Origin of the sequence: Streptomyces sp. NPDC088261 (assembly GCF_044740805.1) — a bacterium.
Lineage (GTDB): Bacteria > Actinomycetota > Actinomycetes > Streptomycetales > Streptomycetaceae > Streptomyces.
This window is the reverse complement of the sequence record NZ_JBIURL010000019.1, coordinates 109,343-135,961: the sequence shown is the minus strand read 5'-3', so window position 1 is coordinate 135,961 and position 26,619 is coordinate 109,343. Positions and strand designations below refer to the sequence as shown.

Below are 26,619 nucleotides of genomic sequence, written 5' to 3'. Positions count from 1 at the left end.
CCGTCTCCGGGGCCCTCCGGGCGCTTCCCTTCGGTATTTCGTGTTCCCGACTCTATCAGATGCTTTCGTATCCGATTTCCCCGGCCGGCGGGGCTGCCTTCCAGGTTTCCGCTTTCGCGTTTCCCTTTCCAGCGATTCCGACTCTACCAGACTCATTTCGGCTGTTCTGCCTCAAGAATTCTGGTGGCCTTCGGAGTGGCCTTTGCCTTTCGGCGGAACCGACTTTATCAGAAACACAGAGGCCGATTTTACGGACCTTCGCGCAACCGGATGTCGGATCGAAGGGGCTCCACAGAGAGTCACTCTCCGTCGGGAGCCGCATAGACTTTCATGATCAGCCTCAGAACATCTCAACTCCGAGGCAACCGTTCAAATCTACCTCCCCACACAGACCGTGTCAACGTCTCTGTAGGGCGAAGAGGAGACTAACAGGTCCCGGCCGCCTCATGCACATCAGGCGGCCACCGGGACCTCCGCGCTGCGGTCCGCGGCCTCCACGTCCCCCACCTCGCCCGCTCGTACCGCGCGGCCGCCGAGGACGTACACGTAAGCCAGGAAGGCGAGTTCGGCCACGATGCCGATGGCGATGCGGACCCAGGTGGGCAGGCCGGACGGGGTGACGAAGCCCTCGATCACTCCCGACACGAACAGGACCAGCGCAAGTCCGACGGCCATGCCCAAGGCGGCGCGGCCCTGTTGGGCCAGGGCGGTGCGGCGGGACTGCGGGCCGGGGTCGATCACGGTCCAGCCGAGGCGGAGGCCCGTACCCGCGGCAATGAATACGGCGGTCAGTTCGAGCAGTCCGTGCGGAAGGATCAGACCGAGGAACGTGTCGAGGCGGCCGGCGGACGACATCAGGCCGATGCCGACTCCCAGGTTGAGCACGTTCGTGAAGAGGATCCAGATCACCGGAAGGCAGAGAAAGGCCCCGAGCACCAAGCACATGGCTGCCGCCTGCGCGTTGTTCGTCCAGACCTGGGCCGCGAAGGAAGCCGCCGGGTGGCTGGAATAGTACGTCTCGTATTCGCCGCCCGGTCGTGTCATCTGGCGCAGATCGTCGGGCGCGCCTATCGCGGACTGGATCTCGGGATGCGCGCCTATCCACCAGCCGATCACCGCGGCCAGTAGTACGGAAAGGACGGCGGTCGGGATCCACCAGCGCCTGGAGCGGTACACGGCGGCCGGAAAGCCGACCGTCAGGAAGCGGGCCGCGTCGCGCCAGCCGGCGCGTCTGGTGCCGGTCACCGTGGCGCGGGCGCGGGCCACGAGCTGGGTGAGGCGCGTGGTGAGCATGGGGTCGGGTGCGACGGACTGGATCAGCGAGAGGTGCGTCGCCGTGCGCTGGTAGAGGGCGACCAGTTCGTCGGCCTCCACGCCGGTCAGCCGACGTCCGCGACGCAGGAGATGATCCAGGCGGTCCCACTCGGCACGGTGGGCTGTCACGAAGACATCGAGGTCCATGGTCGGCTGCTGCTCCAGGCGCTGGGTGCGTACGGTCCGTACTACTACGGCGCGTTGCGTGTCAGCTTGGCAGACTGAGGTCTTCAGCGGCAGGGCCGGTCGGCGAAGGGTGGGCAGAGGGGTGGACATCGGTGAATGAGCTTGTGACCGGCGACGCGGTCGTACTGGGGCTGCGCCCGGCGAAGCTGCCGACCCGGGCCCTGGCGATCGCGATCGACCTCGTGCTGACGGTGGCCGTCTACCTGCTGGTGCTGGTCGGCATAGGTTTCGCGAGCGGCTCGTTGGACGAGGCCGCCGTCATGGCGCTGACCGTGGCGAGTTTCCTCCTGATCCTGGTGGGCGTGCCGATCGCCGTGGAGACCCTCAGCCATGGGCGGTCGCTGGGCAAACTGGCCTGTGGGCTCAGGGTCGTACGGGACGACGGCGGCCCCATACGGTTCCGGCACGCGCTCGTGCGCGGGGCGATGGGCGTGGTGGAAACCCTGGGGTCGTTCGGGGTCATCTCCTGCGTCGCGTCGCTGGTGTCGGCGCGGGGGCGGCGGATCGGGGATGTGTTCGCGGGGACCCTGGTCGTACGGGAACGGGTGCCGAACGCGCCGATGGCGGCTGTCCCGCCTCCCCCGCCGTGGCTCGTCGGGCGCTTCTCGGAGCTCGATCTCTCCGATGTGCCGGACGGTCTGTGGCTGGCGATCCGCCAGTACTTGACGCGGATGACGCAGCTGGACCCGGTGGTGGGCTGGTCGATGGCGCAGCGGTTGGCGGAGGACCTGGCGGCGCGTACGGGAACGCCGGCGCCGGTGGGGGTTCCTCCGGCCGCGTTCCTGGCGGCGGTGGTGAGCGAGCGGCAGGCGCGGGATGCCCGGCGGACCGGGGGTGCGTCCGGCTCGGCCGCCGTGCCCGGCAACTCCGCTCACGTGCCCGCGTCGGCTCCCTGGTACGTTCCCCCGCCGGTGTCCTCTCCGGCCGCTCCCGCGCCTTTCTCCGCGCCCGTTCCCCTTTCGCCGCCGGCGACCGCTCCCCCGGCCCCCGCGACCGACCCGCGGCCTCCGGCGACCGGCTTCGCGCCGCCTGCCTGAGTCCGTTCGTCAGGGCAGGGCGGAGGGGGGTGTCTCCAGGTCCTCCAGCTCGATGCCGGGCGCCGAGAGGACGACGTCCCCGCTGAGGTGCACGGTGTGCTGTTCGCCCGTGTCCAGGGCGCTGACCTGGTACTCGTCCACCGTCAGGGGCCCGTTGTCAGTGGCATGCGCTTCACTTGTCATCAAGGCCCAGGACTGGTCCAGCGTGCGAGGGGCGAGGACCGGGTCGGTGAACGCCACGAGCCGGACGCGGGTCGCGGGCGCGCCGGGGCTGAGGCGCAGGAGACGTGCGGTCGCGACGAGAAAGGCGGGGGATGTGCCGGTGAAGGCGTGGGCACCGACGTTGCCTTCGGTGGCGTGAACGCCGGAGGGGTCGGTACGGACCCACGTGACGCCGTCGAGGGCGGCGCCGCGGATCCGCCAGCTGGCGGCGTGCAGTTCGAGGCGGATGGGGCGGCCGAGTTCGTCGAGGGCCAGGTCGACGGAGCCCGCGTGGTCGCCTGCGGGGGTGGTGATCTGGGATACGTAGCGCCAGCCGGACGGGCCGGGGGCGCAGTGGAAGTGTTCTTCGCCGAGAGGAGTGTGGTCGTGCGGGTCATGGAGCGAATAACGGCCGCGGGGCATGGGTCCTTCAGGTCTTTCCGGTACGCCGGGACGGTACGCCGGCGCTGATCGTGCGCCCTCGGGCGCCGCACACGGGACAGGCCCCCGGCACGGGGGTGCGGGGGCCTGTCCGGTGAGGTGTTCGTGGTGCCGGTGCTCCGGTGACGTGCTTCGGTGCCGGTGCGCCAGCGGGGTGGATCAGTAGCGGTAGTGGTCGGGCTTGTACGGACCCTCGACCTTGACGCCGATGTACGCGGCCTGCTCCGGGCGGAGCGTCGTGAGCTTCACACCGAGCGCGGCGAGGTGGAGGCGGGCGACCTTCTCGTCCAGGTGCTTCGGGAGCACGTAGACGTCGGTCGGGTACTCCTCCGGCTTGGTGAAGAGCTCGATCTGGGCCAGCGTCTGGTCCGAGAAGGAGTTCGACATCACGAAGGACGGGTGGCCGGTCGCGTTGCCGAGGTTCAGCAGGCGGCCCTCGGAGAGGACGATCAGGGTCTTGCCGTCGGGGAACGTCCACGTGTGGACCTGCGGCTTGACCTCGTCCTTGACGATGCCGTCGATCTTCGCGAGGCCGGCCATGTCGATCTCGTTGTCGAAGTGGCCGATGTTGCCGACGATCGCCTGGTGCTTCATCTTGGCCATGTCCGAGGCCATGATGATGTCCTTGTTGCCCGTCGTGGTGATGAAGATGTCGGCGGTGGAGACGACGTCGTCGAGCGTGGAGACCTGGTAGCCGTCCATGGCCGCCTGGAGCGCGCAGATCGGGTCGATCTCGGTGATGATGACGCGGGCGCCCTGGCCGCGGAGGGACTCCGCGCAGCCCTTGCCGACGTCGCCGTAGCCGAAGACGACCGCGACCTTGCCGCCGATCAGGACGTCGGTGGCGCGGTTGATGCCGTCGATCAGGGAGTGGCGGCAGCCGTACTTGTTGTCGAACTTGGACTTGGTGACCGCGTCGTTGACGTTGATCGCCGGGAAGAGGAGGGTGCCGTCGCGGTGCATCTCGTACAGACGGTGGACACCGGTGGTGGTCTCTTCGGTGACGCCGCGGATCTCGGACGCCAGCTTCGTCCACTTCTGCGGGTTCTCGGAGAGCGTGCGGTTCAGCAGCGTGAGGATGTACGCGTACTCCTCGCTGTCCGCCGTCGCCGGGTCCGGGGCCGCGCCGGCCTTCTCGAACTCGACGCCCTTGTGGACGAGGAGGGTGGCGTCACCGCCGTCGTCGAGGATCATGTTCGGGCCGCCGGTGGGCGTGTTGGGCCACGTGAGGGCCTGCTCCGTGCACCACCAGTACTCCTCCAGCGTCTCGCCCTTCCAGGCGAAGACGGGGATGCCCTGGGGGTTGTCCGGGGTGCCCTTGGGGCCGACCGCGATGGCGGCGGCGGCGTGGTCCTGGGTGGAGAAGATGTTGCAGGACGCCCAGCGGACCTCGGCGCCGAGGGCGGCGAGGGTTTCGATGAGGACCGCGGTCTGGACGGTCATGTGCAGGGAGCCGGTGATGCGGGCGCCGGCGAGCGGCTGGGCCGCGGCGAACTCCTCGCGGATCGAGATCAGGCCGGGCATCTCGTGCTCGGCGAGGGTGATCTCCTTGCGGCCGAACTCGGCAAGCGAGAGGTCGGCGACCTTGAAGTCCTGTCGGTTGGCGACAGTCGTCATACGAGCTGCTCCTCGTGAAGGTGGGTCGAGGGTGGGTACGTTCGGCTGGCTCTGCGGTGTCCGGGCATACGAATGCCCGAGCACTCGCGGACCGGTCCGTCGGAGGCCCTCTCTCCCTCGGCCGGTCCGCGTGAGCGGGCCGCCCGACCGCCATCAGCAGCGACGTCTGGCTCTGGGCACGAATCTACACCGATCGGCCCGGCGGCCCACAGTCGATCAGGGAAGCGCTCCAGGGAAAGTCGAGCCGGGCCGCCGGGTTCAGGCCGTGTTCGGGTCGTGTCGAAAGCGTGTCAGGAAGTGGATTCGGGGGTGGTGCCGGGGGCGGATCCGGGGGTGTGCGCCGGGGTCGGGCCGCCGGGGTGCTTGGCCGGGTTGGTGCCGGCCGCGGCGGCGGTCTCGCTGTAGATGTCCGGCTCCAGGTAGATCACGCGGGCGATCGGGACGGCCTCGCGGATGCGGTTCTCGGCGGCGTTGATGGCCTGGGCGACCTCGCCGGCCGTGTCGTCGTGCTGGACCGCGATCTTGGCGGCGACCAGCAGTTCCTCCGGGCCGAGGTGGAGCGTACGCATGTGGATGATGCCGGTGACGACGTCGCCGTCGACGAGGGCGGCCTTGATCTTCTCGACGTCGCCCGTGCCGGCCGACTCGCCCAGGAGCAGCGACTTCGTCTCGGCGGCGAGGACCAGGGCGATCACGATGAGGAGGATGCCGATGCAGAGGGTGCCGATGCCGTCCCAGACGCCGTCCCCGGTGGCCAGGGCGATACCGACGCCGCAGAGGGCGAGGATCAGGCCGACCAGGGCGCCGAGGTCCTCCAGGAGGACGACGGGGAGCTCGGGGGCCTTCGCGCGGCGGACGAACTCCGTCCAGGAGAGGCTGCCGCGGGTGACGTTGGATTCCTTGATGGCCGTACGGAAGGAGAACGACTCGGCGATGATCGCGAAGACGAGCACCCCGACGGGCCAGTACCAGGCCTCGATCTCGTGCGGGTGCTTGATCTTCTCGTAGCCCTCGTAGATCGCGAACATGCCGCCGACGGAGAAGAGCACGATGGAGACGAGGAACGCGTAGATGTAGCGCTCGCGGCCGTAGCCGAAGGGGTGTTGCGGGGTGGCCTCGCGCTGCGCCTTCTTGCCGCCGACGAGGAGCAGTCCCTGATTGCCGGAGTCGGCGAGGGAGTGGACGCTCTCGGCGAGCATCGATGACGAGCCACTGAAGAGGAACGCCACGAACTTGGCTACTGCGATCGCGAGGTTGGCGGCGAGCGCCGCCACGATCGCCTTGGTTCCGCCTGACGCGCTCATGGGTGCCTGGAGTCCCTTCTTCGGTGGTGCGGCCCGGGCGCCGCGCCACGGCGGCACATTGTTGCAGCCGTCGGCGCGGTCACCCACTCAGACCACAACAGTTGCCCGGAATACGGTTCCGTCACCGGACAGTTCGGCTTTTTCTCCGGCCGCGACGAAGACCGAGCCGCCCGGGGTGAGGGCCAGGTCGTTCGCGCGGGGCGATCCGGCCGTGCACAGGAGGATCTGGGGGGTGGGGGCGGTGAGGTCGCGCGGGGCGGCGCCCGGGGCGAGGAGGTAGCGGGACAGCCGGAACTCGTCGGTCGGCGTCTCGTACAGCTCCTCGCCGGTGGCGGAGGCCTCGGGGCGCAGGACGACGGGTTCGGTCGTCTCGAAGCGCACGATGCGCAGGAGTTCGGGGACGTCCACGTGCTTGGGCGTGAGGCCGCAGCGCAGGACGTTGTCGGAGTTGGCCATGATCTCGACGCCCAGGCCGTTCAGGTAGGCGTGCGGGACGCCGGCGCCGAGGAAAAGGGCCTCGCCGGGCTGGAGTTGGACGTGGTTGAGCAGCAGGGCGGCGATGACGCCGGGGTCGCCGGGGTAGTGGTGGGCGATCGAGACGTACGGGGTGTACGGGCCGCCGAGGCGTTCCGCGGCGGCGGCGGCCTCGGCGACGGTGGCGGCCATGCCGGCCGGGTCGGCGGCGAGGACGGCGGTGAGGACCTCGCGCAGGGCGGCCTCGTGGGGGTGGGCGTGGAGGAGGTCGACGTACGGCTTGAGGGAGTCGACGTCGAGTCCGGCGAGGAGGTCGGCGGCGGCGTCCGGGTCGCGGAAGCCGCAGAGGCCGTCGAACGGGGTGAGGGCGCAGATGAGTTCGGGCTTGTGGTTGGCGTCCTTGTAGTTGCGCTCCGGGGCGTCGAGGGGGACGCCCCGGCGCTCCTCGTCGGCGTACCCCTCTTTCGCCTGGGCCAGATCGGGGTGCACCTGGAGGGAGAGCGGGGAGCCCGCGGCGAGGAGTTTGAGGAGGAAGGGCAGGCGGGGGCCGAACTTCTCGACGGTGGCCGCGCCCAGTTCCGCCTCGGGGTCGGCGGCGATGATCTCGTGGAGCGGCTGTTCCCCGGCGCCGTGGCCGCGGTCGGCGCGGGAGGGGGCGCCGGGGTGGGCGCCCATCCACATCTCGGCCTGGGGCTCGTCCGTGGGGGCGACGCCGAGCAGTTCCGGGATGGCGGTCGTGGAGCCCCAGGCGTAGGGGCGCACGGTGTTGGAGAGGCGGTCCATGGCTGTGTCCTTGTACGAGGGAGATGAGGGGCCGGAGGGTGTGGCCAGGGGGTGTGGCCGGTGGGCGTAGGCGGGGGAGACGCCTTGGGGGAGGGCTCTCGCGCCGGTGAGGTGAGGTGAGGTGGTGCTCAGGCGGTGGGGCGGTGCGTGGGCGTCAGGCGGGGGCGCCGCCGGCCAGTGCCAGGTAGACGGTGGCGAAGTCGGTGACGGCGATCAGTTCGGCGAGGGCTTCGAGTTCGGTGCCTTCGTCCGGTTCGAGTTCGCTGAGGGGGGTGTCGTGGCCGAGGGCCAGTTCGCGGGCGGCCGGGGCGGCGGTCAGGCCGCCTGCGGGGCGGTCGCGGAGCAGGACGATCCGGGGGCGCAGGGTCTGGGGGTCGTCGACCCGGTCGCGGAAGAAGTCGTCGGGGTCCGTCCCGCCGCCGGTCAGGTCGCCCGAGAGGAGGGCGGCGTGGGCGGGGAGGGCCTCGGGGAGTTCGGCGGCGAGGGCGGGGCGGCCGGTCAGTTCGGCCAGGACGGCGGCGAAGCGGCGGCCCGCCGGGGCGGTGGCGATGCCCTCGGTCCAGATCAGCGGCAGGCTGTCGGCCAGCTCGGCGGCGAGGGTCTTGGCGGGGTTGCTGTACGTCGCGATGGACGGGCCGCAGCGTTCCGCGGTGCGGTCGAGGCGGTCGGCGACGAGGTGAAGGGTCTCGGTGGGGGCGGTGAGCAGGCCCACGCGGTCGAGGAGGGCGAGCAGCGGGACGAGCAGGGCCCAGAGGGCGCCGGGGCCGGCGGCCGGGGTCGGCTCGGTGTCGTACTGCTCGCTGGGGGTGGTCGCCATCGGGACGAGGAGGCCGCGCGAACCGTCGACGGTCTCGCTGAGCGGGGAGCCCGCGGGGGCGACGGCGACGATGGTGCAGCCTCGGCGGTACGCCTGCTCGGCGAGGAGGGCGAGGCCGGGTTCGCTGCCCTCGGTGGTGACGATGAGGAGCAGGTCGACGGGGCCGGCCCAGCCCGGCAGCGTCCAGCGCAGTGCGCCGGCGGCGGGGGCGACGCCGGTGGCGTGGAGGCGGGTCACGGGGGCGGTGGTGCCGGCGAGGGCGGTGATCAGTTCGGCGACGCCGGCGGCGGCGGTGCCGGAGCCCGCGATGAGTACGGCGCGGGGGCGGCCCTCGGGGTTGAGCGCGGTGACTCCGGCCTCGGCGGTGTGCCTGAGCGCGGTACGGACGCGGGCGCCGGCTTCGGCGGCGGCGCGGAGGAGGCCGTGACGGTCGGCGCGGGTCAGCGCGTCCGGGGCGTCGAGCAGCGACTCGTCGAGCATGGGAGTGGGCCTCCGATCGCCCCTGCGGGGTGCGCGCTTGTTCTTGGGGCGCGTGGTTCTGGTGTGCGGGGTTGCGCGGGGCGCGGTGCGCTTGCGCGGTGCGCGGGGGTGCGTTGCGCGTGGGTGCGTGGTTTTGCGCGTTGCGCGTTGCGCGCTTGGGTGCGGGTGTGCGCCGGCGCGCTGGTGCGCGGGTCAGGCGGGGCGGCGGGCCTCGTCGACGAGGAGTACGGGGATGTCGTCCCGTACCGGGTAGGCCAGGCCGCACTCCTCGGAGGTGCAGACGAGTTCGGGGGTGTCCGCGGTGGTGCGGTCATTCAGCGGCGCGTGGCAGGCCGGGCAGGCGAGGATTTCGAGGAGGCCGGCTTCGAGCGGCATGGGGGTGGGGTCCCTTCGGGGGTGGGTTCATCTGGCCATGTCAGCGTACCGCTGGGGGGTGGGGCGGTGGGGCGGTGTACGGGGGCGGGGGGGCGCGGTCGTCTCGGCGGGCGGTTTTGTCCTCAAGCGCCGGGTGCCGTGGTCGGCCCGGACCAGGGGGGTACGCCCGCCCGCGTGCACGGGTCCGTCCTCAAGCGCCGGACGGGCTGGGGGGTGCCGTGGTCGGCCGGGAGCGGAACGGCCAGGCTCGTCCCTGCGGACGGGTCCGTCCTCAAACGCCGGACCGGCTGGGGGGGGCGCCGTGGCCGACCCGGACCAGGGGGGGTACGCCCGACCCCGTACACGGGTCCGTCCTCAAGCGCCGGACGGGCTGGGGGGGGGTGCCGTGGCCGGCCGGGAGCGGAACGGCCAGGCTCGTCCCTGTGGACGGGTCCGTCCTCAAACGCCGGACGGGCTGGGGGGTGCCGTGGTCGGCCCGGGCCAGGGTGGGTACGCCCGACCCCGTGCACGGGTCCGTCCTCAAGCGCCGGACGGGCTGGGGGGGTGCCGTGGCCGGCCCGGACCAAGGTGGGTACGCCCGCCCGCCTGCACGGGTCCGTCCTCAAACGCCGGACCGGCTGGGGGGGTGCCGTGGTCGGCCCGGGCCGGAATGGCCGCGCCCGTCCCGGCGGACGGTTCCGTCCTCAAGCGCCGGACGGGCTGGGAGGGGTGCCGTGGTCGGCCCGGGTCGGGGTGGGTGCGTCCGGCGTCCTCAAGCGTCGGGTCGGGTGGGGTGGGCGTCGGGGGTGTTTGCGGGTGGGGTGGGTGGGGTGCGGATCAGGGTCAGGGCCTCGTCTCTGATCTCCGTCATCAGGGACTTGTTCCGCGCCTCCACGTTCAGGCGCAGCAGTGGTTCCGTGTTGGAGGGGCGGAGGTTGAGCCACCAGTCCTTCGCCGTGATCGTCAGGCCGTCCAGGTCGTCCGTCGTCACCCCCTCGCGGGTCGCGAAGGCCTCCCGTACCGCCGCCGTGCGAGCGGCCTGGTCGTCGACCGTGGAGTTGATCTCGCCGGAGCCCGCGTAGCGGTCGTACGACGCCACCAGGTCGGAGAGGGTGCCGGGCTGGCCGCCCAGGGCCGCCAGGACGTGGAGGGCGGCCAGCATGCCCGTATCGGCGTTCCAGAACTCGCGGAAGTAGTAGTGCGCGGAGTGCTCTCCGCCGAAGACCGCGCCCGTCCTCGCCATCTCCTGCTTGATGAAGGAGTGCCCCACCCGCGTCCGCACCGGCGTGCCCCCGTGCTCCTTCACGACCTCGGGGACGGACCAGGACGTGATCAGGTTGTGGATGATCGTGCCGCCCGGGTGCTTGGCCAGCTCGCGCGCCGCCACCAGCGCCGTGATCGCCGACGGCGAGACGCCCTCGCCGCGCTCGTCCACGACGAAGCAGCGGTCCGCGTCGCCGTCGAAGGCCAGGCCCAGGTCCGCGCCTTCGGCCAGCACGCGGGCCTGGAGGTCCACGAGGTTCTTGGGGTCGAGAGGGTTCGCCTCGTGGTTGGGGAACGTGCCGTCCAGCTCGAAGTACATCGGCACCAGGTCCAGCGGCAGCCCGGCGAACACGGTGGGGACCGTATGACCCCCCATCCCGTTCCCCGCGTCCACGACCACCTTCAGAGGGCGGATCTCCGAGAGGTCGACCAGGGACAGCAGGTACGCCGCGTAGTCCGACAACGTGTCACGTTCTGTGATCGTTCCGGAGGTGGGGGTGGGGGTGGGGGGAAGGGTGGGGTTGGGGAGAAGGGTGGGGGTGGGGGTGGGCTGGTTCTCGTGTGCGTGTGTCTCTTCCGCCAGCCTCGCCTCCACCCTCGCGCGGATCTCCGCCAGCCCCGTGTCCTGGCCCACCGGCGCCGCCCCCGCCCGGCACAGCTTGATGCCGTTGTACCTCGCCGGGTTGTGCGACGCCGTGAACATCGCCCCCGGCAGTCCCATGTCCCCCGACGCGAAGTACAGCTGGTCCGTGGAGCAGAGGCCGATGATCGTGGCGTCCGCGCCGCGGGAGACCGCTCCCCGCGCGAAGCTCGCCGCCAGTCCCGGCGACGACGGCCGCATGTCGTGGCCGATCACGATCGCCCCGGCCCCGGTGACCTCCACAAAAGCCGCGCCGAACAGCTCCGCGAGCCGGTCGTCCAGCTGATCCGGATACAGGCCACGCACGTCATAGGCCTTCACGATCTGCGACAAGTCCGCCACGAGCCACCCCTCCTGAGTTCGGTGCGCCGATACCGCGACCCGGCCGCACCCCTGCGATCGGCTCAAACTACCCGTACAGGACGGCGGACTCGTCGACGATCGCGTTACGGAACCGTCCCGCTACCCGACACGCACGGAAGCGGACTCACGGAAGCATCCAGCCCAGCACCGCCGTGCTCTGGCCCACCACGATCAGGCACATCACCAGCAACAGGCCCAGACTCCACGGCAGCACCTTCCGCAGCAGATCCCCCTCCTTCCCCGCCAGCCCCACCGCCGCGCACGCGATGGCCAGGTTCTGGGGGGAGATCATCTTGCCCAGCACGCCCCCGGAACTGTTCGCCGCCGCCAGCAGCTCCGGCGACAGCCCCGACTCCCGTGCCGCCGTGACCTGGAGGGCGCCGAACAGCGCGTTGGCCGAGGTGTCCGAGCCGGTGACCGCGACCCCGAACCACCCCAGGATCGGCGACAGGAACGCCAGCCCAGCGCCGGCCGCCGCGACGAAGTGGCCGATGGTGGCCGCCTGTCCGGACAGGTTCATGACGTACGCGAGGGCCAGTACGGAGGTGACGGTGAGGATCGCGTACCGCAACTCGCGCACCGTCGCCGCCCACTCCCGCGCCGCGTCCGCCGCCCGTACCCCCAGCACCCCCGCCGTGAGCAGCCCCGCGAGGAGCACGAGCGTGCCGCCGGTCGCGACGAGCGGCAGCGAGAAGACGTTGGCCCCCACCGGCTTCCCGTCCGCGTCCGAGACGTCCAGGAAGGGCCAGTCGAAGACCTGGGTCGCCCTGGCCAGCACGTCCTTGACCGGCGGGATCTGGGCGATCGAGAAGATGACCACGATCAGGGCGTACGGCGCGTAGGCGCGCAGCACGTCCCGGCGCGGGTCCTCCTCGTCGAGATCCTCGCTCCGTACGCCCGTGAGCACCGCGACCCGTACCTCCTCGCGCGCCGGCTCACGCGCCGAGGGGACCGCGGCCAGCGCCGCCGCGCCCGCCAGCGCCGCCGCGATGTCGGCGAGTTGGGCGGAGACGTAGTTCGAGGCGGCGAACTGGGCGGCGGCGAAGGCGAGTCCGCAGGCGAGGGCGGGCACCCAGGTCTCGCGCAGCCCCCGGCGCCCGTCGACCAGCCCGACCAGCACCAGCGGCACGACCAGTGCGAGCAGCGGTGTCTGCCGGCCCACGACCGAGGCGACCGAGTCCAGCGGCAGTCCGGTGACCTGCGCGAGGGTGACGACCGGGGTGCCCATCGCGCCGAAGGCCACGGGCGCGGTGTTGGCGACGAGCGCGACGACGGCGGCCTTCACCGGGTCGAAGCCGAGCGCGACCAGCATCACGGCGGAGATCGCGACCGGCGCCCCGAACCCGGCGAGCGCTTCCAGCAGCGCGCCGAAGCAGAAGGCGACCACGAGCGCCTGGATCCGCGGGTCGTCGGAGAGGCGTCCGAAGGAGCGCCGCAGGACGTCGAAGTGGTGGGTGCGGACCGTCATCCGGTACACCCAGAGGGCGTTGACGACGATCCACATGATCGGGAAGAGCCCGAAGAGCACGCCCTGCGCACCGGCGGAGAGGGTCTGGCCGAGCGGCATCCCGAAGGTGAGCCAGCCGACCAGTACGGCGACGGCGAGACCGGTCAGCCCCGCCCGGTGCGCTCTCACCCGCAGGCCGCCGAGCAGGATCAGCACGGCGGCCAGGGGAAGGGCGGCGACCAGGGCGGAGAGCGCGAGCGAGTCGGCGACGGGTTCCAGGCGCTGGTCGAACGCCAGCTGCTGTACGGATACGGACATCACAGTCCTCCGGATTCCGCGATACGGAAACTGAATCTCTCAGCGGTGGAGGAATGGTCATGCCCACGACAAGCAGAGGTCAATGGAACGGGCAGGAACTGTGGCACGGCGAAAGAAGATGAAGAAACGTGAGTCAGGACTCCGGCGAGCGCAGCACCCTCAGATGCCCGCGGCGCCCCACCTCGACCGGATCCGCCCCCCGCGCCCCCTTGCCGCCGCTCCCGCTCCCGTTCGCGCCCCCATGCGGGCTCCCGCTCCCATGGGGCCCCCCGGTCCCGGCGGCACGCTCCTGGGGCCTGGCGGCTTCCCGTACGGCATTGGCGAGCGCTTCCAGGTCGTCCCCGCTCGGGCGCGCCGGGGCCGTGCCGTCCGTCAGACGGACGACCTCCCAGCCGCGCGGAGCGGTCAGCCGCTCGCTGTGTTCCGCGCACAGGTCGTAGCAGTGGGGCTCGGCATAGGTGGCGAGCGGGCCGAGGACCGCGGTCGAATCGGCATAGACGTACGTCAGTGTCGCGACAGCGGAACGGCCGCACGCGGTGCGCGAACAGCGACGTACAGGGCTCACGACGTTGGACGGTACCGCACTCTTGAGCGGGCCGCGACGACTCTCCACCAGGTCACTCGCCCGTGTCGCGCTGTGACATCCCGCACAACCGCCTCCGGAGCAACTGCCCTGACCTGCGCGGGAAGACGCGTGAGCGGGTGGCGACAGCCCGTGACACAGTCATCACTTGGGGCAAATCCCGTCAAGGACGGCAAGGTCCCCGATCGCGCGACCCCATGTAAATGAGCCCAAGCTTGGCCGGAATGCTCAATATGCGACATGGGGGCCCCGGGGGGCCGGAGCCGCGATCGCCGGGGCGCGGAGAGGGCTACGCTGCGTCAGTGATGGACAGTCCTGTACCGCCCCGCCCGACCGAGCCCCGGCCGCGTCGCCGCGACCGCCACGGCCGAGGCATGCGTGGGCCCGTCGCCCCGCCGCAGGTGCCCCTCTCCGCCAGCCGCTCGGAGACGTTCCGTGATCTTGTACGGGACTCCGTGGACCGGCTGGAACGGCGCTGGCCCCAGTTGGCCGAGGTCGAGTTCCTGGTCCTGGACGTGCCCGGCACGCAGGACGAGTCCGTACCCCTCGGGAGTTCGGTCTCGGCGGGCAAGGACCACCCGGCGCGGATCATGGTCTACCGGCGCCCGGTGGAGATCCGCACCAAGAACCGCGACGAACGCGCGCTCCTGGTCCACGAGGTCGTGGTGGAGCAGGTCGCCGAACTGCTGGGCCTGTCACCCGAGTCGGTGGATCCGCGGTACGGGCAGGAATGAGCCGGGCCTCTCGGCCTCCTGACGCAAGGCGCCGCTTCCTGGGAGGCGGCGTTTTTCAGGCTCCGGTCTCCCCCTCCTTGGATTCGATACGGCCCACCGCGGCCGGATCCGCCTCCAGCGCGTCCCGCGCCGCCTGCCACGCGGGATCCCCGGGGTGGAGCGCGGTACGGAGGTACGCCCCGGTGAGCCACTGGACCGCCGACACCCGCCCGGGGTTCTCGTCCGTCGTCTCGGCGACGTCGTACCCGGAGATCCCGCCCAGCCCGTGCTCCGCGCCGAAGAGCGTGAGCAGGGACTTGCGGCCCGGGGAGAGGGTGTACGGATCGACGTGCCAGTCCGCACCCGCGACCGTCAGGTGGGTGGAGGTGTCCCGGTCGCCGGCGACCACCAGCGTGGGCGTCGTCATCGCCGAGAAGTCGGCGGTCGAGAAGAAGGGGTAGTTCTCGGTCACGAACCCGGTCAGGGCGTCGCCGCCCCTCCCCGGCGCGGCCAGCAGGACACCCGCCGTGACACGGGCGTCGGCGAGGTCCACCTCCGTACCGTCGTCCGGATCGGTGAGCCGGGCGCCCAGCAGCAGGCTCGCGGTGTGCCCGCCCATCGAGTGCCCGGCCACGGCGACCCTGCTCCGGTCCAGGCGCCCGGCGAGCTGCGGGAGCGCCGCCTCGATCACGTCGAACCCGTCCAGCACCCGCTTCATGTCCTCCACCCGCGAGCGCCAGAACATGGGCGCCCCGGGGGTGCCGGGGTCCAGGTCCAGCGTCCGTGAGCTGAGGTGGGTGGGCTGGATCACGGCAAAGCCGTGCGCCGCCCAGAAGTTGACGAGAGGGGCGTACCCGTTCAGCGAGGAGAGGTGGTTCGAGAAGCCCTGGCCGTGCGAGAGGAGGATGACCGGCAGGTCGTCTCCGGTCACGGGGGCGGAGACCCGTACCGCCAGATCCACCGGCCGGCCGGGCGCCGGCAGTACCACCGGGCTGACCGAGAGGACGGGGGCGGGCGGGCCGAGGAGGTCGGCCGGGAACGTCGGTGCGTACGTCGAAGTGCTCATGATGCGGGGGTCCCTTCCAGGGGCGGTTCCAGGGGCGGTTCCATGGGCGGCCGGAAGCGGTCATGACGGCCGGTTTCCGTTAGGCTGAAACCAGAAAGCGGAACGCTGTTCCAATTACGATACGGAACACGGTTCCGCTTTGTCAAAGGCCGCCCTCGAAGGCCGTCGTCGAAGGCCGTCACCGGTCGTCGGAAGGAGAACGTGGTGCCCCGTACGAGCCCGTCAGGGGAGGTCCCGGCCCGCAGCAAGCGGGCCGACGCGCAGCGCAACCAGCAGACGCTGCTCAGTGCGGCCGCCGAGGTGTTCGTCACCTCGGGCGTCGACGCGCCGATCCGCGAGATCGCGGCCAGGGCGGGCGTCGGGCTGGGAACGATCTACCGCCACTTCCCGACGCGGGCGGACCTGGTCGTGGCGGTCTACCGCCATCAGGTGGAGGCGTGCGCCGAGGCGGGGCCGAGCCTGCTGGAGAGCGCCGGCTCTCCGCTCGCGGCCCTGCGCCAGTGGGTCGACCTCTTCGTGGATTTCCTCGTGACGAAGCACGGGCTCGCCAATGCCCTGCGCTCGGACAGCGCGGGCTTCGACGCGCTGCACTCGTACTTCCTCGACCGGCTGGTGCCCGTCTGCGGGCAGTTGCTCGACGCGGCGGTCGGCGCGGGCGAGATCGAGCCCGGTACGCGGCCCTACGAACTGATGCGCGGGGTCGGCAACCTGTGCGTCGGACGGGACAGCGATCCGGACTACGACCCGCGCCGGCTGGTCGGCCTGCTCCTCCGGGGGCTGGAGCGCCCGGAGTCGTCCTGAGCCGGCCGACAAGGCCGACGCGGCCGACAGCGCGTCCTCACCTCAGTCGCCCAGGATCGACAGATCCTCCTTGGCCGTCGGTACGTACACCGTCCCCCGGTCGTCCGGCAGCGTCTGCACCGTGAACATCGGAACGCCGTCCTCCGGCAGCGCCAGCATCCGCGCCGCGTGCACCGGACCGCCCGACCGCGGCTCGACCGTCAGCGCGTACTGCCCCTTCAGCCCGCCCGGCACCGGCGGCGTGACGTCCAGGGTCGTACCCGCCTTGACGGTGTACGTCTTCTCGGCCGGTTCGCCCCCGCCGCTGCCGGCCGAGGCAACGACCCTCACCGTCGCCGCCGCTCCCGGCGCGGTCAGGGAGAGCGTGGAGCCCTTCGCCCGGTTGTCCGCCACGCTCGCGCGGGCGGTGATGGGACCGGTCGCAGGGATGAACGCGATCTCCTGATCGCTTCCCTTGCCCCGTACGACTCGCAGCGCCGCCACCACCGGCGTCGGGCTGTTGCTCTGCGCCGGGCTGACGATCAGCGAACCGGCTTCGCCCTTCGTGACGTCGGCCAGGTCGAGCGACGCCGTCATCTTCGACTTGACGTGCAGGCTCTCCTTGCCGGCCGGGGTGATCGTGCCGTCGGCGCCCGCCAGTTGGACCTTCAGGTCCGCGTCCTCCCCGCCGGGCGCGAAGGCCACCAGCCGGACGTCGGTCGCGTCCGCCGGGATGCCCGGGAGCACCAGCGTGCCCGCGGGGTCGGCGGAGGTCGTCAGCCAGTCGCTGCCCGCCGTGTCGTCGGCCGCGCGGACCGCGGCGCCGACCCGGCCGGTACGGGTGCTGACGTGGACGGTCACGTCCTCGGACGCCTCCGTGGTCAGCGTGGAGAGCAGCACCGGGACGCTGGAGCGGGCCGGTACCGGAATGCCCTCCCCCGCCTCGGACTTGAGCGCGCCGTTCTTCCCGTACAGCTCGACGTCGACCACGGCGGCGCTGTCGTCCGGGTTGGTGAGGTGGACGTAGTCCTGCCGGGACTTCTCCGTACTGGCCCCGGGGAACCAGAAGTCGGTGTCGGGCGCGGTGCAGGACAGCCCGAGCAGGCCGCGCGCGCCGCCCACCGAGTCCACGGTGGACTGCTGGGTGGTCCAGCCGGGGGCGAGGCGGCCGGTGGCCGTGCCGACCAGGGCCGGGGTGTCGGCGCCGTCGGCGGTCTTGGAGACGGGGGTGCCGGGCGCCTTCACGGTGAGGAACGCCTTCGCCGGCGCGTCGGCCTTCTTGTCCCCGGCCTTCTTGTCCCCGTCCTTCTTCGCGTCGTCCTTCGTGTCCTTCTCGTCCGTGCCCTTCTCGTCCGTCTTGTCGTCCGTGGCAGCGGCGTCCGGGTCCGCCGGCGGGACGGAGGACGCGAGCAGTCCGGCGGTGCCCGTCGTGCTCCCGCCCGGCGTGTCACCCGCCGGGGTGAACGAGGTGTACGTCGTGTCCGCGAGGTCCGAGACGCTCGGCGCGGGGCAGACCAGGCTGGTCCGCTCCACGGGCAGCAGCTTCGGCGTCGCCGCCGCCGCCGTCTTCCCGTCGTCGGCGGGCGCGGACAGGGAGGCGAATCCGGTGACCGCCGCGAGGGCGGTCGCGGCCGCGATCAGGGAGAGAGTCGTACGGTTCACTGGTCGGTGCTCCCGTCGGGGCGCGGACGCCGCTCGTGGTCAGGGCCCTCGGGGGACGGCTGCTGCCCGTAGCCGTACGGGTCGTAGAGAGCCGGGTCGTACGGCGGGGGCTGCTGCCCCTCCTCGTACGTTCCCCGCGGGTACGGGTAGGGCTGCTGGTCCGGATACGCCTGCTGGTCCGGGTACGGCTGGGCGGGGTACTGCTGGTCGCCGTACGGCTGTGGGTCCGGGTACTGCTGCTGGTCCGGGTACTGCTGCTGGTCGGGGTACTGCTGGTACGGCTGCTGGTACTGGTCGCCCGCGTACTGGCCGGCCGGGTAGGGCTCGGCCTGGTGCTGGTCGCCCTGGTAGGCCGCGTACCGCGGTTCCACGTACGCCTGGCCGTCCCACTCGCCGTACGCCTGCTGCTGCGGCACCGCCGCGTACGGGTCGTCGGGGACGGGCGGCGCGGCGGGCGCCGGGGGTACGCCGGGCGTGTCTCCCGGCTCCTGGACCGGCTGCCGCTGCTCGGGCAGACCGAGCCGGCCGGGCACCTCCCCCGCGTCGGCCGCCCCGGCCGCGTCCGGCCCGCCAAGGGGCTCCCCCTCGGCCTCCGCCGCCGCGCGCAGCCTGCGCGCCCTGCGGCCCTCGCCCTCCACCGCCTGTGCGGGGACGGCGAGTTCCTCCTCGGGCAGGTCGTCGTCGATCTCCCGGCGGCGCCCCGGCAGGGCGAGCACCAGCAGGACCACGGCGAGCGCGCCCTGCGCCCAGATCCACGCGGTGTGGGTGATCGGGTCCTCGTACGTGAGGTCCAGGCGGCCGCCGGCGGCGGGCAGTTCGAAGCCCTGCGCCCAGCCGTCCACGGTCTGCTTGACCAGGGGCTTCCCGTCGAGGGTGGCCTGCCAGCCCTCGGCGGCGCGGTCCGCGATGCGCAGCACGCGTCCCGCCGGGCCCGCCGGCACGGTGGTGTGCGCCTCGACCGGGCCCGCGGCCACGGCCAGCGGTTCGGCGTCCGCCGCGGCGTCGGCGCTGTTCCCGGCGTCGGAGCCGCTGACGATCGTGGCCCGCGAGATCTGGCGGTCAACGCGCCACAGCGCGCTGCCGTCCAACTGGCTGAGCCGGCTCAGACCCGGCGTGGCGTCGAGGACGCGGCCCATCTCGCGCGGCGCGCCGTCCCGTACCAGCACATAGCGGATCGAGTACCCGCTGAGCTGCTGGGTCTGGTCGGCGCCCGATCCCGCGACCAGGTTCGCGACGACCTTGTCGAGTCCCTGGTCGCTGCCGCCCGACGCGGTCAGCTCGGCGTCGCCGAGGCGGCTGCCGGAGCCGCGGACCAGGGCGTACGAGACCTCGGCGGTGGTGGTGCCGTCCAGGACGAGGGTGCGGGGCTGGTCGCGGGTGATGGACTCCTCGGCGACGAACGCGGGCACCTGGACCGGGTCGCGGCGCTCCAGCGGTCCGGCGGCGCCGCTGATCATCCAGGCGAAGACGGACAGCAGGGGGGCGACGGCCGCCGCGAGGGCGACGAGCGCGGCGACGGGCTGGCGCCAGCCGAAGCTCAGGGCGGTGACGCGTTCGCGCGCGCCCTCCGCGCCGACGACGGCGGCGGCGATCAGGGCGAGGCCGTAGACGAGGGTGGCGGGGCCCGCCCAGCCGGAGTTGTTGGTGACGACGGAGAAGACCAGTCCGACGATCGCGACGACCCAGGCGGCGCGGACGGCGAACTGCCGCTCACCGCGCAGGAGAGCGGCGAGCGCGGCCAGGACGACGCCGAGGAGCACGATGCCGCCGACGGTCTTGGGGCCGCCGGGGCTCATGCCGAGCAGATCGAGCGCGGAGGCCGATCCCGTACCGAACTCCAGGCCCGCTTCCCGCAGGAAGGCGGCGGGGTCGGTCAGCAGGGAGAGGGACCAGGGCGCCAGGACCAGGAGGGGGGTGCCGAGGGCGGCGAGGACCCGGACGCCGTACGCGGCGAGGTCGCGGCGCCGCAGCACCAGGACGATGATGCCGAGCACCACGGCCAGCGGCCAGGCGACGGGGGTGAAGGCGGTCACGAGCGTGAGCAGGAAGGCGTACGCCCAGGTGGCGCGCCAGCTGCCCCGTACCGGAGTCTCCGGCTTGTCCTGCCACTCGTCGTCCTCGTCGTCCCCCGCGCGCGAGCCGCCGCCGGCGCCGGACCGCAGTCCGTACGCGCTGACCGCCGCGCGGGCGATCAGCGGCAGCAGGACGGCCAGCACGGCCGTGCCGAGCCGTCCGGTGGCGAGGGCGCCGGTCGCGGCGGGCAGGAAGGCGTACGCGACGCTCGCCCAGGCCCGCAGGAGCCGCGATTCGGTGAGGGGCCGGGAGGCGAAGTAGGCGGTGACGCCGGCCAGGGGCACCGAGCAGACGAGCAGGAGGGTCAGCGCGAAGCCGGTGGAGCCGAGGAACAGCGCGGAGAGGGCGGCCAGGAGGGCGAGGTAGGGCGGCGCGGTCTGCGTGCCGCCCGTACCGACCGGGTGCCAGCCGTCCGCGTACCGGGACCAGAGGTCCGAGACGTCGCCGGGGGCGGGCAGCAGGGCGCCGCCGGCCAGCGCTCCGCCGCCGAGCAGCGAGCGGCAGGCGACGAGCGAGACGAGCAGGAGGATCGCGAAGAGTACGGGTCCGGGCTTGTGGGCCAGCTTCTTGAGGCGGGCGAACTGCTCGACCTCCATGAAGTCGGCGTCCTCGCCCCCGGGTCCCGACTCGACGACGCCGTGGCGGGAGCCGCCCGCGTCGGTGTCGGTGTCCCGGCCGAGGCTGCCGGCGACCTGTTCGACGGTCGCGCGGATGGTGGCGCCGGGGGGCGGGAAGAGGGGGCGCAGTTCGGAGGCTTCGGTGACCCCTCTGCCCCGCGCGCGCCGGGCGCTCAGGATCCGTCCGGGGCGCAGGAGCGTGCCGAAGAGCCCCATGACCTCGTCCACGGCCTGGCCCGGCACCTTGCCCACGAGGTAGGCGACGGTACGGAGGAGGGTGCCGAGGACCAGCCGGAAGAAGACGAACGGCAGGACGGCGGCCCGCGCGTTGACGAGCATGGTGTAGACGGCGCCGGCCTTGTCGACGCGGTGCGGGTTGACGACGGAGCGTCCCGCGCAGTCGACCGTACGGCGCTCCCGGGCGGCGGCCTCCGCGTGCCGCATGACGGCGTCGGGGGCGACGAGCACGCGGTGTCCGGCGGCGTGCGCGCGCCAGCAGAGGTCGACGTCGTCGCGCATGAGGGGGAGGGCGCGGTCGAAGCCGCCGAGTTCGTCCCAGACGTCGCGTCTGATGAGCATGCCGGCGCTGGAGACGGAGAGGACGGTACGGACCTGGTCGTGCTGGCCCTGGTCCTGTTCGCGCCGGTCGAGGCCGGTCCAGCGGCGCCCGCTGTTGGCGATGGAGACGCCGACCTCGAGAAGCTGCTTCCTGTCGTACCAGCCGCGGAGCTTGGGGCCGACGATCGCGGCGTACTGGTCGGAGTCGGCGACACGCAGCAGTTCGGCGAGGGCGGCCGGGTCGGGCGCGCAGTCGTCGTGGAGGAGCCAGAGCCACTGGACCGGTTCGCCGTGCGGCAGTTCCGGCAGGTCGTACGTGTCGTCGCGCCAGGTCCTGGTCTCGGGGTCCCAGCCGCTGGGCCGCTTCAGGTACGGCAGGTCGTCGGGGGTGAGCGTCCCCGCGGCGTGCACGGCCTCCTCGACCGCCGTACCGAATCCGGACCTGCGGGCCAGATGCAGCACCCGGTCGTCGCCGAGTGACTCGGTGAGCAGCTGGGCGGAGTCGTCGGCGCTGCCGGTGTCGGCGGCCATGACGTTCTGTACGGGACGTTCCTGGCCCAGCAGCCCGGCGAGGGCGTCGGGCAGCCAGCGCGCACCGTCATGGGCGACGAGGACCGCGGTCACGACGTGGCGCGGGAACTCGGGTGCGGTGGCGGGAACGAACGCGGCGTTGGTGGGGGACATTGAGGTAACGGGCCCTCCGGCCGGGGGGTCGCCCCGAAGGGGCGTTGATGCGTCTCGGACGGGGCCCCACACTAACGGCTGACACCATGGCGGTCCGCCGCCCGCGATGTTGTCGCGGACCGCGGACCGTTCCCTACGTGCGGGTTTGCGCGGATTGGTCACGTGGACCGGTTGTCAGGCCGGAGTGGTGCGCCGCGCGTTGATCGGACGCTGATCGGACAGGAAGCCGGTAAGCCGCTAAGCCCAACAACGAAAGAAATCGATCCGATCGCGATCGGATCGCGATCAGATGGCGGCTTTCTTCAATCGCCGACGCTCACGTTCCGACAGGCCGCCCCAGATACCGAATCTCTCGTCGTTGGCCAGGGCGTATTCAAGGCATTCTGAACGGACTTCACAGGCGAGGCAGACCTTCTTGGCCTCGCGGGTGGAACCGCCCTTCTCCGGGAAGAAGGACTCGGGGTCGGTCTGGGCGCACAAGGCGCGCTCCTGCCAGCCGAGTTCCTCGTCCGCGTCCTCGACCAGCAGTTGCTGGAACAGCTCGGTCATGTGCGCCCCTCGTCTGTCTTTTGCGTCCCCGTGCGGTGGCCGCTACCGAATCCGGCCGAACGACACGAGTGAAATTACAAGTGGGTGGCTCCGGGGCAGTCAAGCGGAGATCTGCTATTGGGCCCGGTATTCACTCTGCGGAACCAAGGCTATGCGGAAAGTGTTCAAATCACCAAAAACCTGACACATGCCACTGGCCTGCCCGCGCCCACCCCCTCCCCTCTCCGGGAGAGACGTCACGGGCCCCGAGGTTGGTGCCGATCCGGCTGCGGAAGCGATCCGGATCACAGTCCGATCACGAGGGTGCGACGGTGTTTGCGTAGGCGGTTGCTGCGCCATGTCTCCGCGCGTGCGGGCGCACAAACCTTTCTCCGCTCGGAGTAACCGGATGTGGTGAAACATTACCGCCAAATCGGGCATTGAGTTGACAGTGGCAACCAGATTCGCCACCTTTAGTGACATGCCAGCGATCGCCGTGCACACCGCGACCCACGTCCGTGGATTCCGCAGCGTTGCCCAGGCCGGCTGTTGCTGTCCGTCTTTCTCCCGCTGTTGATGCCCTGCTGTTGATGCCCCGGCGTCGTTGACGCCGCAGCGCTCCGGCTTTTCCCCTCTGCCGCACCGCACTCCCGGTTGCCGCAGTTGCCACTTCGGCCGTCACTCCCGCGTGTCCGGGCGTCCGACGGCTCTCCGCTCTTCCTGCCGAGGAACCACCGCACCCATGAACAGCGACAGCGACCTCCAGATCGCCGGCGACCTCCTCGAGGTCCTGCACCTGCTCCGCCCCCCGCGTGAGCACCCCGCCACGGTGGCGGAGTTCGCCGGCCTCGCCCGTACGCTCGCGGCCGACCGCGCGCAGTGGGCCCCGCTCGTCCGGTACGACACCACCACCCGCTGGTACCACCGGCTGCGCACCGGCCCCGGGTACGAGGTGTGGCTGCTCTCCTGGGTGCCCGGACAGGGCAGCGGCCCGCACGACCACGGCCGGTCCTCCGGCGTCCTGACCGTCCTGGAGGGCGAGCTGACCGAGCGTACGAAGAGCGGCGCCCGTACCCTCGCGCCCGGCGCGCAACGGGTCTTCGCGCCGGGGTACGTCCACGACGTCGTCAACGACACGATCGGCCCCGCCGTGAGCCTGCACATCTACTTCCCCGGGCTGACGGAGATGCCGATGCACGCGGCGAGCTGCGCGCCGCAGGCTGAGAAGGCCGTACACGCGTAGGAAAGTCCGGCGGGGGGCGGAAGGGGTGAGGCGACCCCTCCGGGACGGGAATGTCCGACCGGCCTGACACGATGGGTGCATGCGCATTGTGGTTCTGGCCGGCGGCATCGGCGGCGCCCGTTTCCTTCGCGGCCTCAGGCAGGCCGCGCCCGACGCGGACGTGACGGTGATCGGCAACACCGGTGACGACATCCATCTGTTCGGGCTGAAGGTCTGTCCCGACCTCGACACGGTGATGTACACCCTCGGCGGTGGCATCAATGAGGAGCAGGGCTGGGGGCGTACGGACGAGTCCTTCCAGGTCAAGGCGGAACTGGCGGCGTACGGAGTGGGACCCGGGTGGTTCGGCCTCGGCGACCGCGACTTCGCCACCCACATCGTCCGTACGCAGATGCTGGGCGCGGGCTATCCGCTCAGCGCCGTCACCGAGGCGCTCTGTGCCCGCTGGCAGCCCGGCGTGCGGCTGCTGCCGATGTCGGACGACCGGGTCGAGACGCATGTGGCCGTCGAGGTCGACGGCGAGCGCAAGGCCGTGCACTTCCAGGAGTACTGGGTGAAGATGCGCGCCTCCGTGGACGCGCTCGCGGTCGTGCCGGTCGGCGCGGAGCAGGCCAAGCCGGCGCCGGGGGTCCTGGAGGCGATCGCCGCCGCCGACGTCATCCTCTTCCCGCCGTCCAACCCCGTGGTCAGCATCGGCACGATCCTGGCCGTGCCCGGCATCCGGGAGGCCATCGCCGACGCGGGGGTGCCGGTGGTCGGCCTCTCCCCCATCGTCGGGGACGCGCCGGTGCGTGGCATGGCCGACAAGGTGCTCGCGGCGATCGGTGTCGAGTCGACGGCCACGGCGGTCGCCGAGCACTACGGCTCGGGGCTGCTCGACGGCTGGCTGGTCGACACCGTGGACGCGGCGGCGGTGGCAGGCATCGAGGGCGCGGGCATCCGGGCGCGCGCGATCCCGCTGATGATGACGGACGTGGACGCGACCGCCGCGATGGCGCGCGAGGCGCTGGCGCTGGCCGAAGAGGTGCGGGCATGACGTCGTTCCGCGTACGGGCCCTGCCGGGGCTGCCGGAGGTCCGGCCGGGCGACGACCTCGCGAAGCTGATCGCGTCCGCCGAACCGGAGCTGGCCGACGGGGACATCCTCCTGGTCACCTCGAAGATCGTCTCCAAGGCCGAGGGCCGGATCCTGGAGGCGGCGGACCGCGAGGCGGCGATAGACGCGGAGACGGTACGGGTGGTGGCGCGGCGCGGCCCGCTGCGCATCGTCGAGAACCGGCAGGGCCTGGTGATGGCGGCGGCCGGCGTCGACGCCTCGAACACCGCGCCCGGCACGGTCCTGCTGCTGCCGGAGGACCCGGACGCGTCGGCGCGGACGCTCAGGGCCGGGCTGCGGGACACGCTCGGGGTGGACGTCGGGGTGCTCGTCACGGACACGTTCGGGCGGCCCTGGCGCAACGGGCTGACGGATGTGGCGATCGGCGCGGCGGGGGTGCGGGTCCTGGACGACCTGCGCGGGGGGACGGACGCGCACGGCAACCCGCTGAGCGCGACGGTGGTGGCGCTGGCGGACGAACTGGCCGCGGCCGGCGACCTGGTGAAGGGCAAGGCCGAGGGGCTGCCGGTGGCGGTGGTGAGCGGTCTGCCGCACCTGGTGGGCGACACGGACCCGTCCTCGGCGGAGGGCGCGCGGGCGATGGTGCGGGTGGCGGCGGACGACATGTTCCGGCTGGGCACGTCGGAGGCCGTACGGGAAGCGGTGACGCAGCGCCGTACGGTACGGGAGTTCACGGACGAGCCCGTCGACCCGGGCGCGGTGCGCCGCGCGGTGGCGGCGGCGGTCACGGCGCCCGCGCCGCACCACACGACACCGTGGCGCTTCGTCCTCCTGGAGTCCGCCGAGTCGCGGCTGCGGCTGCTGGACGCGATGCGGAACGCGTGGATCGCGGACCTGCGCGGCGACGCCAAGTCCCCGGAGTCCATCGCGAAGCGCGTGCGGCGCGGCGACTTCCTCCGTACCGCGCCGTACCTGGTCGTGCCGTGCCTGGTGATGGACGGCGCCCACACCTACGGCGACGCGCGGCGGGACGCGGCGGAGCGCGAGATGTTCGTGGTCGCGGCGGGCGCGGGGGTCCAGAACTTCCTGGTGGCCCTGGCGGGCGAACGCCTGGGCTCGGCGTGGGTCTCGTCGACGATGTTCTGCCGTGAGGTGGTCCGGGACGTCCTCGGCCTGCCGCCGGGCTGGGACCCGATGGGCGCGGTCGCGGTGGGCCACGCGGCGGCGCCGCCGAAGGCCCGTCCGGCGCGGGAGGCGGGGGCGTTCATCGAGGTGCGCTGACGCATGGTAGGCGCGGCGGGGGCGACGTACGGCGTAAAGGCGTGAAACAGCCGTACCCCGCCGCCTCTACGGTTTGCTGTACGTACACGCCGCGCGACTCCGCGCGACAACGCGCCACCCTCGCAGCCGCTCCGGGAGGAACCCTGTGTCGTCGCCCCTCAGCCCCCAGCACGCCCCGGTCGGCGATGTGGGGGCGGCGCTCATGCTGATCGACTCCCAGCTCAAGGCGGTCCACAACGGCAGAACCGGGACCGACCCCGAACAGCAGGCCCTGATCGACCAGTTCACCGCGTCCCTGGGCCCCGAGGGGGCCAACGACGTCCTGGACGGCGCGTGCACGCTCATCTACATGTTCATGACGTGGCTGCGGAAGGCCCACGAGGACGTGGACAAGGACGTCATCGAGTACGTGGTGCCGACCCTCGTCGCCTCGATGCGCCGGATGCCGAGGAGCGTCCGCCCGGAGGCCATCCCCATCATGGCGGGCCTGGTCATCGCGGCGGGCACGGGCCTGAGCCCCAACCTGTGGCGCAAGCAGTACGGGGACTGGACGGAGCAGGAGATGACCCCCCTGGAGGTCACCACCTTCCTCCTCGCGGAACACATCAACCGCATCACCGAGGACCCCGACTTCGCGACCCGCATGGTCGCGGAGGCCCTGTCCCGCTCGGACGAAGAGGAATGAATGACGTTCCTGCCCTGAACAATCCGGTCATCCGCGCCACGGACTCGACTT

The 26,619-nt window shown here is 72.0% G+C and carries 21 protein-coding genes; 7 read left to right on the top strand and 14 right to left on the bottom strand.

The genetic code is table 11. From position 1 onward, the window contains the following. Window positions 1–453: 453 nt before the first annotated feature. Window positions 454–1,461, bottom strand: a complete 1,008-nt coding sequence (locus ACIODU_RS29185; protein ID WP_401771305.1) for a stage II sporulation protein M — start codon at window positions 1,459–1,461, stop codon at window positions 454–456. 131 nt (window positions 1,462–1,592) lie between these two features. On the opposite strand from ACIODU_RS29185, the gene ACIODU_RS29180 reads away from it, so the two are divergent. Then, a complete protein-coding gene (locus ACIODU_RS29180; protein ID WP_401771292.1) occupies window positions 1,593–2,537 on the top strand; it encodes an RDD family protein in 945 nt (314 codons plus the stop codon). Window positions 2,538–2,546: 9 nt separating this feature from the next. On the opposite strand, the gene ACIODU_RS29175 is transcribed toward ACIODU_RS29180, so the two are convergent. The 9 genes from ACIODU_RS29175 to ACIODU_RS29135 all read right to left on the bottom strand — a co-directional run bounded on the left by ACIODU_RS29175 (window position 2,547) and on the right by ACIODU_RS29135 (window position 13,652). Next, entirely contained in the window at window positions 2,547–3,161 is a 615-nt protein-coding gene (locus ACIODU_RS29175; protein ID WP_401771290.1) for a hypothetical protein, read from the bottom strand. 177 nt (window positions 3,162–3,338) lie between these two features. Continuing rightward, entirely contained in the window at window positions 3,339–4,796 is a 1,458-nt protein-coding gene (gene ahcY, locus ACIODU_RS29170; protein WP_356430684.1) for an adenosylhomocysteinase, read from the bottom strand. A 290-nt stretch (window positions 4,797–5,086) separates the two neighbouring features. Then, window positions 5,087–6,100 (bottom strand): cation diffusion facilitator family transporter, encoded by a 1,014-nt coding sequence (locus tag ACIODU_RS29165; RefSeq protein WP_356430682.1) that lies wholly within the window; start codon window positions 6,098–6,100, stop codon window positions 5,087–5,089. An 87-nt stretch (window positions 6,101–6,187) separates the two neighbouring features. Beyond that, on the bottom strand, window positions 6,188–7,357 hold the full coding sequence (gene manA / locus ACIODU_RS29160) for a mannose-6-phosphate isomerase, class I (protein ID WP_401771287.1): 1,170 nt from the start codon (window positions 7,355–7,357) through the stop codon (window positions 6,188–6,190). Window positions 7,358–7,511: 154 nt separating this feature from the next. Then, complete coding sequence (locus ACIODU_RS29155) at window positions 7,512–8,654, bottom strand: SIS domain-containing protein (RefSeq protein WP_401771285.1); 1,143 nt, start codon at window positions 8,652–8,654, stop codon at window positions 7,512–7,514. A 192-nt stretch (window positions 8,655–8,846) separates the two neighbouring features. Beyond that, window positions 8,847–9,029 (bottom strand): Trm112 family protein, encoded by a 183-nt coding sequence (locus tag ACIODU_RS29150; protein WP_356430676.1) that lies wholly within the window; start codon window positions 9,027–9,029, stop codon window positions 8,847–8,849. Window positions 9,030–9,780: 751 nt separating this feature from the next. After that, window positions 9,781–11,253 (bottom strand): phosphomannomutase/phosphoglucomutase, encoded by a 1,473-nt coding sequence (locus ACIODU_RS29145; RefSeq protein ID WP_401771282.1) that lies wholly within the window; start codon window positions 11,251–11,253, stop codon window positions 9,781–9,783. A 145-nt stretch (window positions 11,254–11,398) separates the two neighbouring features. Continuing rightward, window positions 11,399–13,039 (bottom strand): L-lactate permease, encoded by a 1,641-nt coding sequence (locus tag ACIODU_RS29140; protein WP_401771280.1) that lies wholly within the window; start codon window positions 13,037–13,039, stop codon window positions 11,399–11,401. Between the two features lie 133 nt (window positions 13,040–13,172). Continuing rightward, window positions 13,173–13,652 (bottom strand): DUF3499 domain-containing protein, encoded by a 480-nt coding sequence (locus ACIODU_RS29135; RefSeq protein WP_401771277.1) that lies wholly within the window; start codon window positions 13,650–13,652, stop codon window positions 13,173–13,175. A 275-nt stretch (window positions 13,653–13,927) separates the two neighbouring features. Here ACIODU_RS29135 and ACIODU_RS29130 point away from each other — a divergent pair, with 275 nt between their 5' ends. Continuing rightward, complete coding sequence (locus ACIODU_RS29130) at window positions 13,928–14,356, top strand: metallopeptidase family protein (protein WP_356430670.1); 429 nt, start codon at window positions 13,928–13,930, stop codon at window positions 14,354–14,356. Window positions 14,357–14,411: 55 nt separating this feature from the next. Here the strand turns inward: ACIODU_RS29130 and ACIODU_RS29125 are convergent, their stop codons facing one another. Then, a complete protein-coding gene (locus ACIODU_RS29125; RefSeq protein WP_401771274.1) occupies window positions 14,412–15,401 on the bottom strand; it encodes an alpha/beta hydrolase family protein in 990 nt (329 codons plus the stop codon). A 204-nt stretch (window positions 15,402–15,605) separates the two neighbouring features. Between ACIODU_RS29125 and ACIODU_RS29120 the strand changes: the two genes are divergently transcribed. Then, on the top strand, window positions 15,606–16,202 hold the full coding sequence (locus ACIODU_RS29120; RefSeq protein WP_401771272.1) for a TetR/AcrR family transcriptional regulator: 597 nt from the start codon (window positions 15,606–15,608) through the stop codon (window positions 16,200–16,202). Window positions 16,203–16,244: 42 nt separating this feature from the next. Here ACIODU_RS29120 and ACIODU_RS29115 read toward each other — a convergent pair whose 3' ends face one another. The 3 genes from ACIODU_RS29115 to ACIODU_RS29105 all read right to left on the bottom strand — a co-directional run bounded on the left by ACIODU_RS29115 (window position 16,245) and on the right by ACIODU_RS29105 (window position 22,324). Continuing rightward, window positions 16,245–17,843, bottom strand: coding sequence for a DUF5719 family protein (locus tag ACIODU_RS29115; RefSeq protein WP_401771269.1), 1,599 nt, complete (start codon window positions 17,841–17,843; stop codon window positions 16,245–16,247). After that, window positions 17,840–21,775: a glycosyltransferase gene (locus ACIODU_RS29110; protein ID WP_401771267.1), complete on the bottom strand. Its 3,936-nt coding sequence runs from the start codon at window positions 21,773–21,775 to the stop codon at window positions 17,840–17,842. Before ACIODU_RS29110 ends, ACIODU_RS29115 begins: the two co-directional genes overlap by 4 nt. A gap of 285 nt (window positions 21,776–22,060) precedes the next feature. Further along, window positions 22,061–22,324, bottom strand: a complete 264-nt coding sequence (locus tag ACIODU_RS29105) for a WhiB family transcriptional regulator (protein ID WP_014046372.1) — start codon at window positions 22,322–22,324, stop codon at window positions 22,061–22,063. Between the two features lie 721 nt (window positions 22,325–23,045). Here ACIODU_RS29105 and ACIODU_RS29100 point away from each other — a divergent pair. From ACIODU_RS29100 to ACIODU_RS29085, 4 genes are all read left to right on the top strand, one after another. Further along, window positions 23,046–23,546: a cysteine dioxygenase gene (locus tag ACIODU_RS29100; protein ID WP_401771264.1), complete on the top strand. Its 501-nt coding sequence runs from the start codon at window positions 23,046–23,048 to the stop codon at window positions 23,544–23,546. A gap of 79 nt (window positions 23,547–23,625) precedes the next feature. After that, window positions 23,626–24,582, top strand: coding sequence for a 2-phospho-L-lactate transferase (gene cofD / locus ACIODU_RS29095; RefSeq protein WP_356430660.1), 957 nt, complete (start codon window positions 23,626–23,628; stop codon window positions 24,580–24,582). Next, entirely contained in the window at window positions 24,579–25,883 is a 1,305-nt protein-coding gene (locus ACIODU_RS29090) for a coenzyme F420-0:L-glutamate ligase (protein ID WP_401771262.1), read from the top strand. The genes cofD and ACIODU_RS29090 overlap by 4 nt, the downstream gene beginning before the upstream one ends. Window positions 25,884–26,028: 145 nt before the next feature. Further along, window positions 26,029–26,568 (top strand): hypothetical protein, encoded by a 540-nt coding sequence (locus ACIODU_RS29085; protein WP_356430656.1) that lies wholly within the window; start codon window positions 26,029–26,031, stop codon window positions 26,566–26,568. Window positions 26,569–26,619: the final 51 nt, after the last annotated feature.

Excerpts from the sequence above, each read along its gene's own strand:
- ACIODU_RS29185 (WP_401771305.1), bottom strand. The coding sequence starts at position 1,461 with ATGGACCTCGATGTCTTCGTGACAGCCCACCGTGCCGAGTGGGACCGC.
- ahcY (WP_356430684.1), bottom strand. The coding sequence starts at position 4,796 with ATGACGACTGTCGCCAACCGACAGGACTTCAAGGTCGCCGACCTCTCG.
- ACIODU_RS29125 (WP_401771274.1), bottom strand. The coding sequence starts at position 15,401 with ATGAGCACTTCGACGTACGCACCGACGTTCCCGGCCGACCTCCTCGGC.
- ACIODU_RS29130 (WP_356430670.1), top strand. The coding sequence starts at position 13,928 with ATGGACAGTCCTGTACCGCCCCGCCCGACCGAGCCCCGGCCGCGTCGC.
- ACIODU_RS29110 (WP_401771267.1), bottom strand. The coding sequence starts at position 21,775 with ATGTCCCCCACCAACGCCGCGTTCGTTCCCGCCACCGCACCCGAGTTC.
- ACIODU_RS29165 (WP_356430682.1), bottom strand. The coding sequence starts at position 6,100 with ATGAGCGCGTCAGGCGGAACCAAGGCGATCGTGGCGGCGCTCGCCGCC.
- ACIODU_RS29090 (WP_401771262.1), top strand. The coding sequence starts at position 24,579 with ATGACGTCGTTCCGCGTACGGGCCCTGCCGGGGCTGCCGGAGGTCCGG.
- ACIODU_RS29150 (WP_356430676.1), bottom strand. The coding sequence starts at position 9,029 with ATGCCGCTCGAAGCCGGCCTCCTCGAAATCCTCGCCTGCCCGGCCTGC.
- ACIODU_RS29100 (WP_401771264.1), top strand. The coding sequence starts at position 23,046 with ATGAACAGCGACAGCGACCTCCAGATCGCCGGCGACCTCCTCGAGGTC.
- ACIODU_RS29175 (WP_401771290.1), bottom strand. The coding sequence starts at position 3,161 with ATGCCCCGCGGCCGTTATTCGCTCCATGACCCGCACGACCACACTCCT.
- ACIODU_RS29105 (WP_014046372.1), bottom strand. The coding sequence starts at position 22,324 with ATGACCGAGCTGTTCCAGCAACTGCTGGTCGAGGACGCGGACGAGGAA.
- manA (WP_401771287.1), bottom strand. The coding sequence starts at position 7,357 with ATGGACCGCCTCTCCAACACCGTGCGCCCCTACGCCTGGGGCTCCACG.
- cofD (WP_356430660.1), top strand. The coding sequence starts at position 23,626 with ATGCGCATTGTGGTTCTGGCCGGCGGCATCGGCGGCGCCCGTTTCCTT.
- ACIODU_RS29155 (WP_401771285.1), bottom strand. The coding sequence starts at position 8,654 with ATGCTCGACGAGTCGCTGCTCGACGCCCCGGACGCGCTGACCCGCGCC.
- ACIODU_RS29140 (WP_401771280.1), bottom strand. The coding sequence starts at position 13,039 with ATGTCCGTATCCGTACAGCAGCTGGCGTTCGACCAGCGCCTGGAACCC.